Genomic DNA, 17,604 nt, shown 5'->3' with positions numbered 1-17,604 from the left:
TACCGGCATTGGGTCCACGTCCACTGACTCCCCTTGGCTCCCTCGGGAAAATCCGTTGCCGCGACTCGGGCACGGATGGACACAATGTCTATCGCACACGCACGTGCCGGCGCCGGTTCCCTGTCTGCTTTGGGGTGATGAGCGCGGCTTTTCGCGTATTCATACTTTTCTGTGGATTTCAGGGGATTGTTGTCATATGTCGTACGTAGAGGTACCGGGGGCGAAGGTCCCGATCCGGATGTGGACGGATCCGGCGTCGGTCGAGGACAGCGCGATGCGCCAGCTCCAGAACACGGCCTCCCTGCCCTGGATCAAGGGCCTGGCCGTGATGCCGGACGTGCACTACGGCAAGGGCGCCACGGTCGGCTCGGTCATCGCGATGAAGGACGCGGTCTGTCCGGCGGCGGTCGGCGTGGACATCGGCTGCGGCATGTCCGCGGTCAAGACCTCCCTGACGGCGAACGACCTCCCGGGCGACCTGTCGAAGCTGCGCTCGCGCATCGAGCAGGCGATTCCGGTGGGCGCGGGGATGCACCGGGACCCGGTGGACCCGTCGCGGCTGTACGGCTTCTCGGAGGCGGGCTACGCGGACCTGTGGGGGCGGTTCGACTACCTCGCGGACGAGGTGAAGTTCCGGCGGGACAGAGCGTTGCGGCAAATCGGAAGCCTTGGCCAAGGAAATCACTTCGTTGAGGTTTCCATCGATTCGTCCGGGGCGGTGTGGCTCATGCTGCACTCCGGTTCCCGCGGCATCGGCAACGAGCTCGCCGCGCACCACATCGGTGTGGCGCGGGGCCTTTCCCACAACCAGAACCTGGTGGACCGGGACCTCGCGGTGTTCCTCGCGGCGACCCCGGAGATGGACGCGTACCGCAGCGACCTCTTCTGGGCGCAGGAGTACGCGAAGTTCAACCGCGCGGCGATGATGAGCCTGCTCAAGGAGGTCGTCCGCAAGGAGTTCCGCAAGGCGAAGGTCTCCTTCGAGCAGGAGATCAGCTGCCACCACAACTACGTGGCGGAGGAGCGGTACGACGGCATGGACCTGCTGGTCACCCGCAAGGGCGCGATCCGCGCCGGCAGCGGCGAGTACGGGATCATCCCGGGCTCGATGGGCACGGGCTCGTACATCGTGAAGGGCCTCGGGAACGAGAAGGCCTTCAACTCCGCGTCGCACGGCGCGGGCCGGAAGATGAGCCGGACGGCGGCGAAGAAGCGGTTCACCGCGCGCGACCTGGCGGACCAGACCCAGGGCGTGGAGTGCCGCAAGGACTCGGGCGTCGTGGACGAGATCCCGGGCGCGTACAAGTCGATCGAGCAGGTCATCGACCAGCAGACGGACCTGGTGAAGGTCGTGGCGAAGCTGAAGGCCGTCGTCTGTGTGAAGGGCTGAATCACACCGTGCCGTGCCCGGAGGGATCCGGGCACGGCACACGTGTGTTGTTCGGGTTCTCAGTGGGGCCTGGCGCGGTCAGGCGCCGTCGGTGCCCTTCACGGCATCTTCTTCTCGGCGTTCTTGAGGGGGAGCGGACCGCTGGGGATGTTGGTGATCGTCACCAGGTTCCAGCGCCTGACGTCCGTCACGGGAGTGCCGCAGTTGAGCGCGGTGCCGGTGGAGCTGCACAGGAGCTCGTAGGTGTCCCCGGTGTTGGTCAGGACCTTGATGTTCGTGGCTGCGCCGAGGGAGGAGATGGTGGCTGCGCAGACGGTGGTCGCGGCCGGGTAGCCCGGGTTCTGGGCCGTCGTGGTGATGTTCTCGCGGCGGTAGTCGCCCTGGGTGTTGTCGTCCCGGTGGCCCGCGTACGCGACGCCGTTGATCAGGAAGACGCTGAATTCCTCGGTGCTGTTGGACAGGATCGAGTCGATGTCGTTGCCGCACCCGCTGGCTCCGGCCGGTCCGGGCGGGCCCTGCTGGCCGGGCGTACCGGGGGTGCCGGGAGTTCCCGGGGTGCCGGGGGCACCGGGTGTGCCGGGTGTACCAGGTGCACCCGGGGCGCCGTCGGCGCCGGGGGCGCCCGGGGTGCCGGGCTGGCCGTCTCGGCCGTCGCGGCCGTTCAGGCCGGGGGCTCCCGGGGCGCCGGGGGCTCCGGGGGGTCCGGGGGGTCCGGGCGGGCCGACCTTGCCCTCGCACGTGTCCTTGCGGGGGTTGGCCGCCGCGCCCTTGACGTCGGGTTCGTCGTACTCGTCGTCCCTGTCGACCTTGTCGACCTTGTCGTCCTTGTTCTTGTCCCTGCACTTGGGGTCGGCCTGCGCCGCGGCGACCGTGGCCGTCGCCGGCGCACCGGTGTCGGCCTGTGCGGGGGTGGCGAGGCCGAGCATCGCGATGGTCATCGTGGCCACCGCGCCGCCGGCGAGCCACTTGCTCTGCCGGGGCAGCGGGCCCATGCGGGACGGTGTCCTTGTCTCAGGACTCATGTGTGGTGCTCCTCGTGGGAACCGGGGGTCTGAACCTTGAGGCGTTGGCGGCCTCTGTCCCGCATGGTTCGCCCGCCGGAGCCCGCCCGGGCTGAGGCGCGAGGCCCGATCATCAGATAGGTGTGACAAATGGCGCCGATCGGCCGAGGTGGATGCCGATGGATTCCGGGAGGGGGACCGCCGCGCCGCGTTCGAAGGGCTTGCGCGACCGGTACTCGCCGCCGCGCGGGTCGGTGGGCGGTCCTGCCGGGACGGAGGTGAAGGGGTAACTTCCGCTTCTGGGAGGGGGATTGACGGCGGAGCTGGTCTAGACCAAGGTGTGCGGCATGTGGAGAACTCGTGTGCTTGTCGCCGCGCTCGCGTCGTTGTCGCTCGCCCTCGGGGCCGCCGGGTCCGCTCAGGCGGGGGTGGGGCTGCCGCCCGTCGTGTCGCACGTGCCGACCCAGGAGAAGGTCGTCTTCATCACCATCGACGACGGCTGGAACCACGATCCCGAGGCCGCCCGGATCCTGTCCGAGAAGCGGGTCCCGGTGTCGATGTTCCTGCTGCCCGGGGCGACCTCGTACGACACCGCGTACTTCACCGACCTGGTCGACCAGGGGCGGGCCACCGTCGAGAACCACACCGTCAACCACCCGGACCTGACCACCCTCGACGCCGCCGGCAAGGACGCCGAGGTGTGCGGGGCCGGGGAGCAGATCGCCGGGACCTTCGGGCGGACGCCGAAGCTGCTGCGCCCGCCGTACGGGGCGGTCAACGACGACGTGCGGCTCGCCGCGAAGGCCTGCGGGGTGAAGGCGCTGGTCACCTGGACGCACGACTTCACCACCTGGGGCCAGACCCCGCCCACCCCGCAGCTGAAGGCCGGGGACATCGTGCTGCTGCACTTCACGCCGACCCTGGCGGCGGACCTCCGGCGGGCCCTGGACGCGGCGAAGGCCGCCGGGCTGAAGCCGGCGGCCCTGATGCCGCACCTGAAGGGCGCCGGGCTGGTCCCGTAGGGGTCAGAGCTCGCGGTGGACCTTCGTGTTCGAGGCCTGGGCGCGGGGGCGGACCACCAGCAGGTCGATGTTGACGTGGCTGGGGCGCGTCACCGCCCAGGTGACCGTGTCGGCCACGTCGTCGGCGGAGAGGGGCTCGGCGACGCCCTCGTAGACCTTCTCGGCCTTGGTGGCGTCGCCGCGGAAGCGGGTCTTCGCGAACTCCTCGGTCTTGACCATGCCGGGCGCGATCTCGATGACGCGGACGGGCCGGCCGACGATCTCCAGGCGGAGGGTCTCGGCGAGCACGCGGGCGCCGTTCTTCGCGGCGACGTAACCCGCGCCGCCCTCGTAGGTGGCGTGGCCGGCGGTGGAGGAGAGCACGACGACCGTGCCGTCGCCGGAGGCGTCCAGGGCGGGCAGCAGTGCCTGGGTGACGTTGAGGGTGCCGATGACGTTGACCTCGTACATCGTGCGCCAGTCGGCCGGGTCGCCGGTGGCGACGGACTCGGCGCCGATGGCTCCGCCGGCGTTGTTGACGAGGACGTCGCAGCGGGAGAGGGAGGCCGCGAAGGCGTCGACGGCGGCGCGGTCGGTGACGTCGAGGGCGTGGGCGGTGGCCTCGTGCCCGGCCCCGGTGATCTCGGCGGCGAGCGCCTCGATGCGGTCCTTGCGGCGGGCGGTGAGGACGACGTGGTAGCCGGCGGCGGCGAGCTGCCGGGCGGTGGCCGCGCCGATTCCGCTGCTCGCGCCGGTGACTACGGCGGTTCGGGTGGCCGGGCGCGTGCTCATGGGCGGGGCTCCTCGTGGGGTCGCGCGGATCGCGGGGTGACCGCGTGGGTCAGGTGGGCCGCAGGGGTCGCGGGGGGTTGCGGGGTCGCCCGCCGGTGCGGTCGTTCGGTCGTTCGTACGGGCGAATCTCCGCCAGCATAGGCCGGGTCAGCGGCGCGGCGCGTACATGATCACGGCCATCCCGGCGAGGCAGACGAGCGCGCCGACGACGTCCCAGCGGTCGGGCCGGTAGCCGTCGGCGACCGCGCCCCAGAGCAGGGACCCGGCGACGAAGACCCCGCCGTAGGCGGCGAGGACGCGGGCGAAGTCGCCCTCCGGCTGGAGGGTGGCGACGAATCCGTACAGGCCGAGGGCGATGACCCCGGCGCCGATCCAGGCCCAGCCCTTGTGTTCCCGCACGCCCTGCCAGACCAGCCAGGCGCCCCCGATCTCCAGGAGGGCGGCGAGGGAGAAGAGGGCGACGGAGCGGGCGATCAGCATGGCTCGAAGCCTACGCACGGGCGCGCGGCGGGGCCGCCGGGCGAATGGCGGAGGGCTCGCCCTCCTTCGTGTGATGGTCCGATCGGCGTGCGGGCGGGGTGGCTACGGTCCGCGCGAGGAGGTGGTGACGGTGCGCCGTGGTGCCGTACGCAGTGTGGTGGTGGCGGGCTTGCTGGTGCTGTGCGGGGCCGGGCCGGCGGATGCCCGGCCGGGGTCGGACGAGGAGGCCGACGTGGCCTACCACGGACGGGTCCGGCTGGCGCAGGGTGAGCTGCGGGTCTGGATGGTGCCGCAGAACGAGGGTCCGGCCGAGGTGCCGAACGCGACCGTGCGGGTGCGGCTGTCCGCGGACCTCGCCGACCGGCACGAGCTGTCCGAGGGCTGCGCCCGGGTGGGCCGGCGGGAGGTGGTGTGCGAGACGGGTCCGCTGCCGCGGCACGGGCAGGGACGCCACATCGCGCTGCTGCTCGGGCTGCGGGAGCGGCCGGCGGAGGTCGCGGTGCGGATCGACACCCTGTGGGACGGCGGTACGGCCGACCGCAACCGGACCAACAACGAGCACGTGGTGCTGGCCCTGGACACGGGCGACCCGTACGCCTTCTGATCCCGGGTCCGGGTCCGGGTCCGGTTCAGGGTCCCGTCAGACGGTCGCGCCGTCCCCGAACTCGGCCAGGGCGTCGACGACGATCCGCTCCAGGCGGGAGTGGTGGGCGCCGCGCCAGTAGACGCGCTCGCAGTCGGTGCACTCGGCGAAGACGTCGTACGAGCGCTGCGTGCCGTGCTCCAGCCGGTCGCCCACGCTGTCCTTGTCCGCTTCGCGGAGCGGGCCGTTGCAGGCGGTGCAGCGGGTCCAGGGGGCGAGCTCGGGGGCGAACCGGCCGAGGACGTCGCGCAGTTGGTCGTCGGGGTTGTCGCTGTAGACGTACGCGCCGGCGAAGATCTCGCGGCGGCGCAGCAGGCCGCGGTCGCGGGAGAGCAGGACGCGCTGCTCGGCGGCGGAGCGGGTGGCGAGGGCGGGGTCGCCGATGTCCTCGTTCTCGTAGGCCGCGTCGACGCCGAGCAGGCGCAGCCGGCGGGCGAGGGTGCCGAGGTGGACGTCGAGGAGGAAGCGCAGCGGGGCGCCGTCGACCCGTTGGGGCCGGTCGACGCCGAACACCTCGACCGATTCGCCGGCCCGGGGGACGTGCGCGACGGTGACCTCCTGCCCGTCGACGAGCAGCCGGCCCACCTCGGTGAGGGGGACGCCGGCGGATTCGACGACGTGTCCGAGGCTGGAGGCGCCGTCGGTGGCCGTCGGTACGCGGTCGACGCGCCGGCTGGGCGGGGCGAAGAGGCGCAGTTCGGGGGCGAGGGTGAGGTGGATGCCGGGACCGTTCACGGTCCCAGCATGCCATTGGGGGGTGGGGCGGCGCGGCCGAATTTCGGCGGTGGTCAGGCGGTGGTCAGGCGGTGGCCGTGGCCCCGTCGTAGGCCTCGCGGTGGGCGCTGACCTCGTCGAAGTGGTTCTCGGCCCATTGCTTGACGGAGCCGAGGAGGCAGCCGAGGCTGCCGCCGAGTTCGGTGAGGTGGTAGTCGACGCGGACGGGGACGGTCGGGGTGACGGTGCGGCTGACGAGGCCGTCGCGTTCGAGGGAGCGGAGGGTCTGGGTCAGCATCTTCTGGCTGACGCCGGGGATCTTGCGGCCGAGTTCGCTGTAGCGCAGGGAGCCCTGTTCGGCTTCGCCGAGGGCATTGAGGACGAGGCCGACCCACTTGTCGCTGATGCGGGCCAGGAGCTGGCCGGTGGGGCATTCCTTGAGGAAGGCGTCGTAGGCGGCGCGGGCCTCCTCGCGGAGGGCGGCGGCGGTGCGGGTGGCCATGGGGTGCCCACTTCCGGGTCGGGTACGCACTCCGAGGTACGTACTTACGAAAGGAGAGTACCTCTCCATAAGTTAGTGGTCATCCGGAACGGCCGAACGGGCCCCGGACGACACCGACGGGGAGAGCGTGATGAGCGAGCAGAAGCAGCAGACCGGGGTCCGGACCATGCGGGCGGCGGTCGTCCATGCCTTCGGCGGGCCGGAGCGGGTGGAGCTGGCCGAGGTGGCGGTGCCGGAGCCGGGGGCCGGGCAGGTCCGGATCCGGGTCCGGGCCGCCGGGGTGAACCCGGTCGACGGGGCCGTCCGTGCGGGCGTCTTCGGCGGGGCCGGGCAGCGGCTCGGGCTCGGCTGGGACGTGGCGGGCGAGATCGACGCGGTCGGCGCCGGAGTGGACGGCTGGACGGAGGGCCGCCGGGTGGTCGGGCTGCACTACGGCACGGTGAAGCCGCTCGGCACGCACGCCGAGTACGCGGTGCTGGACGCCTCGGCCGTGGCGGCGGCCCCGGAATCGGTGGACGACGCGGCCGCGGCGGCGCTGCCGCTGAGCGGCCTGACGGCGGCCCGGTCGGTGGACCTGCTGGGGCTCGCCCCGGGCGACTCGGTCCTGGTCACCGGCGCGGCCGGACTGGTCGGCGGGCTCGCGGTGCAGCTGGCCGCGCGGGCGGGGCTGGTGGTGACGGCGCTGGCGGGCGCGGGGGACGAGGAGCTCGTGCGCGGGCTGGGCGCGGCGGAGTTCGTGGCCCGGGGATCGGCGCCGGCCGGTCCGGTGGACGGGGTGCTGGACGCGGCGGTGATCGGTGCGGAGGCGCTCGGCTTCGTCCGCGACGGCGGCGCGTACGTCGGCCTCATCCCCGGCGCGGCGCCGGCCGCGGAGCGGGGGGTCCGGGTGGTGGAGCAGGAGGTCGCCGCGGACGGGGAGCTGCTGGGGCGGCTGTCGTCCCTGGTCGACGCGGGGGCGCTGACGCTCCGGGTGGCGGACGTCCTCCCGCTGGCGGAGGCCGCGAAGGCGCACGAGGCGCTTGCCGTGCCGGGTACGCGGGGGCGCGTCGTGCTGGTTTCCTCTTGACGGGGCCCTCGCACCGCTCAGCGCCGGGGCGCTTCGCGGGCTTCGGGCCGCTGCGCGGAGCGGGGTCCCCTACCCGACCTTCCGCCGTTCCCAGGGGCTTCGCCCCTGACCCCGTACGGCGCTACCGCGCCCGCGCCTCAAACGCCGGCGGGGCTGGATCTCCCCGCGTCAGGAAGGCGGGCGGAGGAGCCAGCGGCGGGTGAGGGCCGCCATGGCGGCGGGGCTGCGGCCGCCGTGGTCGACGGCGATGAACTGGCCGCCGATCCGCAGCGAGAACATCATCAGGCAGCGGACCTCGACGTCGTCCGGGTCGGGGCAGAAGGCCCCGAACAGCCCGCGCAGGTAGTCCATCCGGCGGTTGTCGACGCGGCGCAGCCGCGCGGCGACCGCCGGGTCGCGGCGGGCCCAGTCGCGGATCGCGAGGTCGACGGCGGTGCCCCGCACCGGGCCGTCGGCGGACTCGCCGACGAAGGTGAACAGCCGCTCCAGCCGGGCCCGCGCGTCGCCGCCGCCGCTCTCGATCCGCTCGATCACCGCGTCCGCGACCTCGTGCTCCCAGGTGCCGAGCATCTCCTCCAGCAGGGCGTCCCGGTTGCGGAAGTACCCGTAGAAGCCGCCCTTGCTGACGCCGAGGGCCTGTGCGAGCCCTTCGACGCGTACGGCGTCCGGGCCGCCGGAGGCGAGGGCGCGCAGGCCCTCTTCGATCCACTTGCCGCGGGGCGTGCGGGCGGTGGCCATGGTGTGTCTCCCGTCACGCGCCGATGATCTATACGCATCCGTATAGACGGGCCTAGCCTTGTCTGTACGGCATCGTATAGATGAGGGGTACACACATGAAACTCCCCAGTACCGCCCACACCTCCCGCCCCTGGCGCATCCACGAGATCGCCGGCGACTTCCGGCTGGAGGACGTCTGGGCGCTGCCGACACCGGGCGGACCGGACGACCTCGCCTGGCTGGTGGCCCAGTTCGCCGAACACCGCGACGAGGGGGCCGGCGTCTCCTCCCCCCTCTACCGGATCCTCTTCGCCGTCCGCTGGAAGCTCGGGGCCCTGCTCGGCTGGGACCGGCCCGGCGACGGCGTCGGCAAGCGGGTGGAATCGCTGCGGGGGCGGCTGCCGGCCGACCTGGCCGAGGGGCTGCGGGGGCCCGACCCGGAGGGCCTCCCCTTCACCTCCGTCTACCTGACCCACGACGAATGGGTCGCCGAGATGGGCAACCGGACCGTGCACGGGGTGATGCACATCGGCTGGGTCCCGGACGGCCGCGGCGGCTACCGCGGGCAGATGGCCGTGCTGGTCAAGCCCAACGGCCTGCTCGGCGCCGCGTACATGGCCGCGATCAAGCCCTTCCGGTACCTGGGGGTGTACCCGGCGCTGATCAGGGCGATCGGCCGCGAGTGGCGGGCGGGGGCCGCCGAGCGCCGGGCCGCGGTCTGACGGGCCCGGCTGCCTGACGGTTCCTACGGCTCCTACGGCCAGACCAGGCAGTACGCCTGGTGGCCGTTCTCGTGGAGGCGGTGGGAGAAGTCCTGCCACTCGTGCAGCAGCTGGTAGACGTTGAAGGCGTCGCGCGGGCCGCCCCGGTCGGGGACCGTCGACCAGATGAAGGCGGCCGCGCCCACCGACTCCTCGCCCACCCCGCGCAGCGGGTCCACCACCGTCATGGGCAGCTTGACCACCGCGTAGTCGGGGTGCAGGACGACGAGCTCCAGCGGGGGCACCTTGTGCAGGGGTATGCCCTCGATGCCGGTCAGGACCATCGCGGCCATGGTCTCCGGCTTGATCTTGGTGAACATGCCGCCCATGCCGAGCTCGTCGCCGCCCAGCTCCTCCGGCCGCATGGTCTGCGGCACCCGCGCGGCCGTCGCGCCGTCGGGTGCGCCGAAGTACTTGTACGTCACTCCCATGCCGCGGCCCTTGGGCAGGCCGCCGGTGTCCTCCGCGTCCTCCGCATCGTCCCCGGCGCCGGCCGTCCGTCCGGGGCCCTGCCCCGGAGCGGCCTCGGCGGCCTCGGCCGCGCGCCGCCGGTGCTTGCCGCGTCGGCGGGCTTCACGGGCTTCACGGGCGCGCTGCGGGTCCAGGCCGTCCGTACCCTCGCCCGGTCCACCACCGCGTTGCATATCTCCACCCGACACGTATTGCCTGCGCCTGCGCCTGCCCCGGCCCCGCGGCCCCCGCCACGCAGCCTGATCATCATGGCAGTGACCTCCCCCGAGGCGGCGCGGTGAAACGCCCCTCCGCAAGTCTGTCGCGGCCTCTGAGACCATGGCTGGTGTGAGCTACCCGTACCCGTATGAAGCCCCAGTTTCGCAGACGCTCTTCGAGCGCGCGTCCCTCGTGACCCCCGGCGGCGTGAACTCTCCCGTGCGCGCCTTCCGTGCCGTGGGCGGTACGCCCCGGTTCATGGTGTCCGGTACCGGTCCCTACCTGACCGATGCCGACGGGCGCGAGTACGTCGACCTGGTCTGCTCGTGGGGGCCGATGATCCTCGGCCATTCCCACCCCGAGGTGATCGGGGCGGTGCAGGCCGCGGTCGCCCGCGGCACCTCCTTCGGCACGCCCGGCGAGGGCGAGGTCGCCCTCGCCGAGGAGATCACCGCCCGTATCGAGCCCGTCGAGCAGGTGCGCCTGGTGTCGTCCGGCACCGAGGCGACCATGTCGGCGATCCGGCTGGCCCGCGGCTTCACCGGCCGCGCCAAGGTCGTCAAGTTCGCAGGCTGCTACCACGGTCACGTCGACGCGCTGCTGGCCGCCGCCGGTTCCGGACTGGCCACCTTCGCCCTGCCCGACACCCCCGGTGTCACGGGTGCGCAGGCCGGCGACACGATCGTGCTCCCCTACAACGACCTCGAAGCGGTGCGGGCGGCGTTCGCCGCGCACCCCGGCGAGATCGCCTGCGTGATCACCGAGGCCGCGCCCGGCAACATGGGTGTCGTCACCCCGGCCGAGGGCTTCAACCAGGGCCTCGCGGACCTGTGCCGGGAGAGCGGCGCGCTGTACATCTCCGACGAGGTGATGACCGGTTTCCGCACCTCCCGCGCCGGCTGGTACGGGGTGGACGGCGTCAAGCCCGACCTGATGACCTTCGGCAAGGTCATGGGCGGCGGCTTCCCGGCGGCGGCGTTCGGCGGCCGCGCGGACGTCATGGGCCACCTGGCCCCGGCCGGCCCGGTCTACCAGGCGGGCACGCTCTCCGGTAACCCGATCGCCACCGCCGCCGGTCTCGCGCAGCTGCGGCTGCTGGACGACGCGGCGTACGAGAAGGTCGACGCGGTCTCGAAGGAGATCCAGGGCCTGGTGACGGCGGCGCTGAGCAAGGAGGGCGTGGTGCACCGGCTGCAGACCGCGTCCAACATGTTCTCGGTGTTCTTCACCGCGGACCCGGTCCGCAACTACGACGACGCGAAGCAGCAGGAAGGGTTCCGCTTCAACGCGTTCTTCCACTCGATGCTGTCGCAGGGCGTCTACCTGCCGCCGTCGGCGTTCGAGTCCTGGTTCGTGTCCACGGCCCACGACGAGCGTGCGGTCGAGCGGATCGCGGCCGCGCTGCCGGCCGCCGCCCGCGCCGCAGCGGAGGCGACGGCATGAGCGACATCACCGTCGTCCACGTGATGCGGCACGGAGAGGTGCACAACCCGGAGGGCGTCCTGTACGGGCGCCGGCCCGGCTACCACCTCTCCGAGCTGGGCCGGCAGATGGCCGACCGGGTCGCCGAGCACCTCCAGGACCGGGACGTCACCTACGTGGTGGCCTCGCCGCTGGAGCGTGCGCAGGAGACGGCCTCGCCGGTCGCGAAGGTGCACGGCCTGGAGCTGGCCACCGACGGCCGGCTGATCGAGGCGGGCAACGTCTTCGAGGGCAAGACCTTCGGCGTCGGCGACGGCGCGCTGCGCAAGCCCGGCAACTGGAAGCACCTGACGAACCCGTTCAAGCCCTCGTGGGGCGAGCCGTACGTCGACCAGGTCGTGCGGATGATGAGCGCGATCGAGGCGGCGCGGGACGCGGCGCGCGGGCACGAGGCGGTGGCGGTCAGCCACCAGCTGCCGATCTGGATCGTCCGGAGCTTCGCGGAGCGGCGCCGGCTGTGGCACGACCCGCGGCGGCGGCAGTGCACGCTGGCTTCGCTGACGTCGTTCACGTACCAGGACGACAAGCTGGTGTCGGTGGGGTACAGCGAGCCGGCGCGGGACCTGGTTCCGGTGCACCTCCTCGCAGGGGCGAAGCCGGTGAAGGGCAAGTCCAAGGCCTTCGGGGCGTAGCCCCGACCCCCTGGGGCCCAGCGCCTCGAACGCCGGCGGGGCTATGGATAGCCCCGCCGGCGTTCGAGGCGAACCGGGCCAGGGCGGAATCCCAGCGAAGCGTCACGGTTTGACCTGTTTTCATAAAAGTTCCGCCCACCGTGTCGTGTCGGCCCCTCAAGGCTCGCGGAATGTCCGTTTATATGACATTTCATGAGCGATGTACGCGACGTCACGCGAAGAACACTGCTCGGCCTCGGACTCGGCGCCGCCGCGGCCGGCCTCACAGGGTGCGGTGCGGACCGCCCCCGCGCGGGAGAGGCGGCCGGCGGTGGGCCGATAGCCGTCGTGAAGGCCATCGGCGACGGATCCACCGCCGACACCGGCCCGCAGCCGCACCAGCCGCCCCGCCCCGTGCCCCTCCAGCCCGGCGAGACGCCGCCGCAGTTCGTCGTCTTCAGCTGGGACGGCGCCGGCGAGATCGGCAACGGCCTCTTCCCCCGCTTCCTCGACCTCGCCAGGGACCACGGCGCGGCCATGACCTTCTTCCTCTCCGGGCTCTACCTCCTCCCCGAGTCCAGGAAGGAGCTCTACCGCCCCCCGAACAACCCCGTCGGCGCCTCGGACATCGGCTACCTCAAGGACGAGAACGTCCGCAGCACCCTGCGCAACGTCCGCCGGGCCTGGCTCGACGGCCACGAGATCGGCACCCACTTCAACGGCCACTTCTGCTCCGGCGCCGGCTCCGTCGCCCACTGGACCCCCGAGGACTGGCGCAGCGAGATCGAGCAGGCGACCGGGTTCGTCACCGGCTGGCGGACCAACACCGGCTTCGCCGACCTCGAACCGCTCCCCTTCGACTACCGCAAGGAGCTGACCGGCGCCCGCACCCCCTGCCTCCTCGGGCAGGACGCGCTGCTGCCCACCGCCCGCGCGCTCGGCTGGCGCTACGACTCCAGCTCGCCCGGCGGCCTCCAGCGCTGGCCGGTGAAGAAGGAGGGGGTCTGGGACCTGCCGTTGCAGTCGCTGCCCTTCCCCGGGCACTCCTTCGAGGTGCTGTCCATGGACTACAACATCCTCGCCAACCAGTCGCGGAACACCACCAGGGGAGTGGCGGCCAACTACCCGGGCTGGCGCGCCCAGGCCACCGCCACCTACCTCGGCGGCTTCCGGCGGGCCTACGAGACCAACCGCGCGCCCCTCTTCATCGGCAACCACTTCGAGGAGTGGAACGGCGGGATCTACATGGACGCGGTCGAGGAGGCGCTCAAAAGCATGGCGGACAAAAGGGATGTACGGCTCGTATCCTTCCGGCAGTTCACCGACTGGCTGGACGTCCAGGACCCGAAAGTGCTGGCCGGACTCCGTACGCTCGGGCCCGGACAGGCCCCGTCCGGCGGCTGGCGGAACCTGCCGTCCGTACCCTGACCAGGGCATTGACACCCCCCTGGGGGGTGCGGAAGATCCGCAAATCGGTCATGCGAAACTTTTCACATGAGCCTTAGCCGCGCGCGTTCACCTCGAACCAGCCGCCGCTCGACCAGCGGCCGCGCCGTCCTGCTGACCGCGATCACCCTCGCGAGCGCCCTGACCCTGTCCGCGTGCGGCGATTCGGGGAGCGGCGGCAAGTCGGCCGGCTCGGCCGGCGGCAACTACGTGACCGGCCCCAGCGGCATCTCCACCGTCGCCCGGGCCGACCGCGTCGACGCCCCCAAGCTCGACGGGGAGACCGTCGAGGGCAAGACCCTCGACACCACCACCCTCAAGGGCAAGGTCGTCGTCCTCAACGTCTGGGGCTCCTGGTGCCCGCCCTGCCGCGCCGAGGCACCGTACTTCGCGAAGGTCTCCAAGGACATGGCCGACGGCGGCAAGGACGTCGCGTTCGTCGGCATCAACACCCGCGACAACAGCAAGCAGAACGCCGCCGCCTTCGAGCAGAACTTCGGGATCACCTACCCGAGCCTCTACGACCCGGACGGCAAGCTGATGCTCCGCTTCCCCAAGGGCACGCTCAACGCGCAGTCCATCCCCTCGACGATCGTCCTCGACAAGCAGGGCAAGATCGCCGCCCGCACCCTCGTCGCGGTCAACGAGGAGCAGCTGCGCTCGATGATCGACCCGCTCCTCGCGGAGCAGTGACCGGGTGGACCCGTACCTCCTGCCGGCCGCCGAAGCGGTCACCGGCGCCAACACCACGGTCCTCAACGGCGCGCTGCTGCTGGCCCTGCCGATCGCCCTGTTCGCCGGGCTGATCTCCTTCTTCTCCCCCTGCGTGCTGCCGCTCGTCCCCGGTTACCTCTCCTACGTCACCGGCGTCAGCGGTGCCGACCTCGCCGAGGCCCGGCGCGGCCGGATGCTGGCCGGAGCGAGCCTGTTCGTCCTCGGCTTCACCGCCGTGTTCGTCTCGACGGGCGCGCTGTTCGGTCAGTTCGGCGACGTCTTCCAGGGCGAGAACAAGGAGATCATCACCCGGGTGATGGGCGGCCTGGTGATCGTCCTGGGCCTCTTCTTCATGGGCGCGATCCCGGGCCTGACCATGCGCGAGTTCCGCTTCCACAAGAAGCCGACGGCCGGCCTGATCGGCGCGCCCCTGCTGGGCGTGCTCTTCGGCGTCGGCTGGACCCCGTGCATGGGCCCGACGCTCGCCGCCGTCCAGACGCTCTCCATCGACCAGGCCACCGCCGGCCGCGGCGCGCTGCTGACGGCCGTCTACTGCCTCGGCCTCGGCCTGCCCTTCATCATCGCCGCGCTCGCCTTCCGCAAGGCGCTCGGTGCTTTCGGCTGGGTGAAGAAGCACTATGCATGGGTGATGCGGATCGGCGGCGGCATGCTGATCCTGACCGGCCTGCTGCTCGTGACGGGGATGTGGACCGGCATCGTGAACGAGATGCAGAGCTGGACACAGGGCTTCACGGTGGGGATCTGAGGACGACACGGACATGAGTACGACCGACAAGGCGCCCGCCGAGGCGCCCAACGAGGCGCCCGACGAGGCCGCGGCCGAGGCGGCCGCCGACGCCGCCGCCGGAGCGCAGCTCTCCACGGCCCCGGCCGAGGAGGCCGCGTCCGCCCCCGTGGGCATCGGGGTGATCGGCTGGGCCCGCTGGTTCTGGCGCCAGCTCACCTCCATGCGCGTGGCGCTGATCCTGCTGTTCCTGCTCTCCCTCGGCTCCATCCCGGGTTCCCTCGTCCCGCAGACGCAGGTGGACCCGATGAAGGTCGCCGACTGGAAGCAGAAGCACGAGTTCTGGGTGCCCGTCGCCGAGAAGCTCCAGCTCTTCGACGTCTACAGCTCGGTGTGGTTCTCCGCGATCTACATCCTGCTGTTCGTGTCGCTGATCGGCTGCATCGTCCCGCGCACCTGGCAGTTCGTCGGCCAGCTCACCGGCCGCCCGCCGGGCGCGCCGCGCGTCCTGAAGCGGCTGCCGGCGTATGCGACCTGGCGTACGGAGGCCTCCCCGGAGGAGGTCCTCGCCGAGGGGAAGGCGCTGCTGCGCAAGCGGGGCTTCCGCACGGAGTCCGGCGGCGACGCCGTCGCCGCCGAGAAGGGCTATCTGCGCGAGGCCGGGAACCTGGCCTTCCACATCGCCCTGATCGTGATGCTGGTGGCCTTCGCGTGGGGCCAGCTCTTCAAGTCCGAGGGCGGCAAGCTCGTCCTGCGCGGCAAGGGCTTCGCGAACACGCTCACCCAGTACGACGACTTCAAGTCCGGCACCCTGTTCTCCTCCGACGACCTGCCGCCGTTCTCGTTCACCCTGGACCGGTTCGACGCGAGCTACGAGAAGAGCGGCCCGCAGAAGGGCACCCCGCGCGACTTCAAGGCGCACGTCACCTTCAGCGAGGGCGCGCACGGGGAGCCGAAGAAGGCCGAGATCGAGGTCAACAAGCCGCTGGAGATCGACGGCTCGAAGATCTTCCTGCTGGGTCACGGCTACGCGCCGGTGATCTCGGTGACCGACCCCAGCGGCAAGGTGATCTACAAGGACGCCGTGCCGATGCTGCCCTTCGACTCCAACCTGAGCTCCTCGGGCGCGGTCAAGGTCCCGGACGGTTACCGCAACCAGAAGGGCGAGAAGGAACAGCTCGGCTTCAACGCCATGTTCGTGCCGACCTTCGCGGGTGAGGGCAAGGGCACGATGCTGTCGCAGTTCCCGGCCCTGGACTTCCCCGTCCTCGCGCTGAGCGCCTACCACGGCAGCCTGGGCGTGGACGCGGGCCTGCCGCAGAACGTGTACCAGCTGAACACCTCCAAGATGCAGGAGTTCAAGAACCCCGAGGGGCAGCTCTTCAAGCAGCGCCTGCTGCCGGGCGAGACGATGACCCTGCCGGACGGCGCGGGCACCGTGAAGTTCGAGGGCATCGAGCGCTGGGCCACCTTCTCGGTCACCCAGCAGCCCGCCAACGGGCTGGCCCTCGCGGGCGCGGTCGTCGCCATCGGCGGTCTCGCCGCGTCCCTGTTCATCCAGCGCCGCCGGATCTGGGTCCGCGCGGTCCGCCGGGGCGAGGACGGCACGACGGTCGTGGAGCTGGCGGGCCTGGGCCGCAGCGAGTCGGCGAAGCTGGCGGAGGAACTGTCGGTGCTCTGCGCCGCCCTGTACGAACGGGCGCCGAGCCCGGCGCAAGCCGGGCAGGCCGAAAACACAGAGGAAGAAGAAGGGGAGCGCGCATGACGACGCTGCTCGCGGCGGCGACGAACGAGAGCCTCGCCGATCTCAGCAACAAGCTGGTGTACGCGTCGATGGCGGTCTACACGCTCGCCTTCCTCGCGCACATCACCGAGTGGGTCTTCGGCAGCCGCAGCAAGGTGGGCCGTACGGCCGCCGCGCTGACGGCGCAGAAGGCGGCGGCCGGCGCCCCCGCCGTCCAGGTCCGGCAGAAGGGAGGCGGCACCGCCGTCCTCGACAAGCCGGAGGTCGTCACCCGCTCCGCGTCGGGCACCCGGGACGTCCCGGACGGCCCGGGCGCGGCCGGCGGCACGGAGAAGGGCGACCTGTACGGGCGGATCGCGGTCTCGCTGACCGTCCTCGGCTTCCTCATCGAGGCGGCCGGCGTGGTCTCCCGCGCGATGTCGGTGGAGCGGGCCCCCTGGGGCAACATGTACGAGTTCTCGGTGACCTTCTCCACGGTCGCCGTCGGCGCGTACCTGCTGCTCCTGGCGCTGAAGAAGAACGTCCGCTGGCTCGGCCTGATCCTGATCACGACGGTCCTGCTGGACCTCGGCATCGCCACCACCTGGCTGTACACCGACAGTGACCAGCTGGTCCCGGCCCTGCACTCCTACTGGCTGTGGATCCACGTCTCCACCGCCATCTTCTGCGGCGCGGTCTTCTACATCGGCGCGGCCGGCGCGGTGCTCTACCTGTTCCGCGACAGCTACGAGAGCCACCTGGAGGCGGGCCGGACCGTCGGGAAGTTCCGCAGCTCGGTGCTGGAGCGGCTGCCCTCGGCGGCCTCGCTCGACAAGTTCTCGTACCGGATCAACGCGGCGGTCTTCCCGCTGTGGACCTTCACCATCGTCGCGGGCGCCATCTGGGCGGGCGACGCGTGGGGCCGCTACTGGGGCTGGGACCCCAAGGAGGTCTGGTCCTTCGTCACCTGGGTGGCGTACGCCTGCTACCTGCACGCGCGGGCCACGGCCGGCTGGAAGGGCCGCAAGGCCGCCTACCTGGCGCTCTTCGCCTTCGCCTGCTGGATCTGGAACTACTACGGCGTGAACATCCTGCTCAGCGGCAAGCACTCGTACGCGGGCGTCTGACCCGGGGGAGTGGGACGCTG

General features: G+C 71.8%; 19 protein-coding genes. 12 read left to right on the top strand and 7 right to left on the bottom strand.

Features of this window, described 5'->3' with window-relative positions; genetic code table 11:
• Positions 1–196 precede the first annotated feature (196 nt).
• Positions 197–1,390 (top strand): RtcB family protein, encoded by a 1,194-nt coding sequence (locus ACIPW5_RS13860; RefSeq protein ID WP_401244305.1) that lies wholly within the window; start codon positions 197–199, stop codon positions 1,388–1,390.
• A 98-nt stretch (positions 1,391–1,488) separates the two neighbouring features.
• Here ACIPW5_RS13860 and ACIPW5_RS13855 read toward each other — a convergent pair whose 3' ends face one another.
• Positions 1,489–2,412, bottom strand: coding sequence for a hypothetical protein (locus ACIPW5_RS13855; RefSeq protein WP_401244304.1), 924 nt, complete (start codon positions 2,410–2,412; stop codon positions 1,489–1,491).
• Between the two features lie 326 nt (positions 2,413–2,738).
• Here ACIPW5_RS13855 and ACIPW5_RS13850 point away from each other — a divergent pair, with 326 nt between their 5' ends.
• Complete coding sequence (locus tag ACIPW5_RS13850) at positions 2,739–3,413, top strand: polysaccharide deacetylase family protein (protein WP_401244303.1); 675 nt, start codon at positions 2,739–2,741, stop codon at positions 3,411–3,413.
• Between the two features lie 3 nt (positions 3,414–3,416).
• On the opposite strand, the gene ACIPW5_RS13845 is transcribed toward ACIPW5_RS13850, so the two are convergent.
• Both ACIPW5_RS13845 and ACIPW5_RS13840 read right to left on the bottom strand, forming a co-directional pair.
• On the bottom strand, positions 3,417–4,184 hold the full coding sequence (locus ACIPW5_RS13845; RefSeq protein ID WP_401244301.1) for an SDR family NAD(P)-dependent oxidoreductase: 768 nt from the start codon (positions 4,182–4,184) through the stop codon (positions 3,417–3,419).
• A 147-nt stretch (positions 4,185–4,331) separates the two neighbouring features.
• Positions 4,332–4,664 (bottom strand): YnfA family protein, encoded by a 333-nt coding sequence (locus tag ACIPW5_RS13840; RefSeq protein WP_401244300.1) that lies wholly within the window; start codon positions 4,662–4,664, stop codon positions 4,332–4,334.
• 124 nt (positions 4,665–4,788) lie between these two features.
• Here ACIPW5_RS13840 and ACIPW5_RS13835 point away from each other — a divergent pair, with 124 nt between their 5' ends.
• On the top strand, positions 4,789–5,268 hold the full coding sequence (locus ACIPW5_RS13835) for a hypothetical protein (protein ID WP_401244299.1): 480 nt from the start codon (positions 4,789–4,791) through the stop codon (positions 5,266–5,268).
• Positions 5,269–5,304: 36 nt separating this feature from the next.
• Here ACIPW5_RS13835 and ACIPW5_RS13830 read toward each other — a convergent pair whose 3' ends face one another.
• Entirely contained in the window at positions 5,305–6,042 is a 738-nt protein-coding gene (locus ACIPW5_RS13830; RefSeq protein ID WP_401244297.1) for a Mut7-C RNAse domain-containing protein, read from the bottom strand.
• 64 nt (positions 6,043–6,106) lie between these two features.
• Positions 6,107–6,523, bottom strand: a complete 417-nt coding sequence (locus tag ACIPW5_RS13825) for a winged helix-turn-helix transcriptional regulator (RefSeq protein ID WP_401244296.1) — start codon at positions 6,521–6,523, stop codon at positions 6,107–6,109.
• Positions 6,524–6,689: 166 nt separating this feature from the next.
• Here ACIPW5_RS13825 and ACIPW5_RS13820 point away from each other — a divergent pair, with 166 nt between their 5' ends.
• Positions 6,690–7,589: an NADP-dependent oxidoreductase gene (locus ACIPW5_RS13820; RefSeq protein ID WP_401244394.1), complete on the top strand. Its 900-nt coding sequence runs from the start codon at positions 6,690–6,692 to the stop codon at positions 7,587–7,589.
• Positions 7,590–7,757: 168 nt separating this feature from the next.
• Here ACIPW5_RS13820 and ACIPW5_RS13815 read toward each other — a convergent pair whose 3' ends face one another.
• On the bottom strand, positions 7,758–8,327 hold the full coding sequence (locus ACIPW5_RS13815) for a TetR/AcrR family transcriptional regulator (protein WP_401244294.1): 570 nt from the start codon (positions 8,325–8,327) through the stop codon (positions 7,758–7,760).
• A 95-nt stretch (positions 8,328–8,422) separates the two neighbouring features.
• Between ACIPW5_RS13815 and ACIPW5_RS13810 the strand changes: the two genes are divergently transcribed.
• On the top strand, positions 8,423–9,028 hold the full coding sequence (locus ACIPW5_RS13810) for a DUF2867 domain-containing protein (protein WP_401244293.1): 606 nt from the start codon (positions 8,423–8,425) through the stop codon (positions 9,026–9,028).
• 32 nt (positions 9,029–9,060) lie between these two features.
• Here the strand turns inward: ACIPW5_RS13810 and ACIPW5_RS13805 are convergent, their stop codons facing one another.
• Positions 9,061–9,498, bottom strand: a complete 438-nt coding sequence (locus ACIPW5_RS13805; protein WP_007264729.1) for a hypothetical protein — start codon at positions 9,496–9,498, stop codon at positions 9,061–9,063.
• A 358-nt stretch (positions 9,499–9,856) separates the two neighbouring features.
• Between ACIPW5_RS13805 and hemL the strand changes: the two genes are divergently transcribed.
• The 7 genes from hemL to ccsB all read left to right on the top strand — a co-directional run bounded on the left by hemL (position 9,857) and on the right by ccsB (position 17,584).
• A complete protein-coding gene (gene hemL / locus ACIPW5_RS13800) occupies positions 9,857–11,179 on the top strand; it encodes a glutamate-1-semialdehyde 2,1-aminomutase (protein ID WP_401244292.1) in 1,323 nt (440 codons plus the stop codon).
• A complete protein-coding gene (locus ACIPW5_RS13795) occupies positions 11,176–11,850 on the top strand; it encodes a histidine phosphatase family protein (protein ID WP_401244290.1) in 675 nt (224 codons plus the stop codon). The genes hemL and ACIPW5_RS13795 overlap by 4 nt, the downstream gene beginning before the upstream one ends.
• 192 nt (positions 11,851–12,042) lie before the next feature.
• Entirely contained in the window at positions 12,043–13,257 is a 1,215-nt protein-coding gene (locus tag ACIPW5_RS13790) for a hypothetical protein (protein WP_401244288.1), read from the top strand.
• A gap of 66 nt (positions 13,258–13,323) precedes the next feature.
• Complete coding sequence (locus ACIPW5_RS13785; RefSeq protein WP_401244287.1) at positions 13,324–13,968, top strand: TlpA family protein disulfide reductase; 645 nt, start codon at positions 13,324–13,326, stop codon at positions 13,966–13,968.
• A gap of 4 nt (positions 13,969–13,972) precedes the next feature.
• Positions 13,973–14,755 carry a cytochrome c biogenesis CcdA family protein gene (locus ACIPW5_RS13780; protein WP_401244285.1) on the top strand — a complete coding sequence of 261 codons (783 nt, stop codon included), beginning with the start codon at positions 13,973–13,975 and terminating at the stop codon, positions 14,753–14,755.
• Positions 14,756–14,768: 13 nt separating this feature from the next.
• Entirely contained in the window at positions 14,769–16,499 is a 1,731-nt protein-coding gene (locus ACIPW5_RS13775) for a cytochrome c biogenesis protein ResB (RefSeq protein WP_401244284.1), read from the top strand.
• Positions 16,496–17,584, top strand: a complete 1,089-nt coding sequence (gene ccsB, locus ACIPW5_RS13770) for a c-type cytochrome biogenesis protein CcsB (RefSeq protein WP_401244282.1) — start codon at positions 16,496–16,498, stop codon at positions 17,582–17,584. The genes ACIPW5_RS13775 and ccsB overlap by 4 nt, the downstream gene beginning before the upstream one ends.
• Positions 17,585–17,604: the final 20 nt, after the last annotated feature.

The organism is Streptomyces sp. NPDC090077, from assembly GCF_044747545.1.
In the GTDB taxonomy this organism is placed as follows: domain Bacteria; phylum Actinomycetota; class Actinomycetes; order Streptomycetales; family Streptomycetaceae; genus Streptomyces.
Note: the sequence above shows the minus strand (reverse complement) of the source record. Positions and strands in the feature narration are given on the sequence as shown.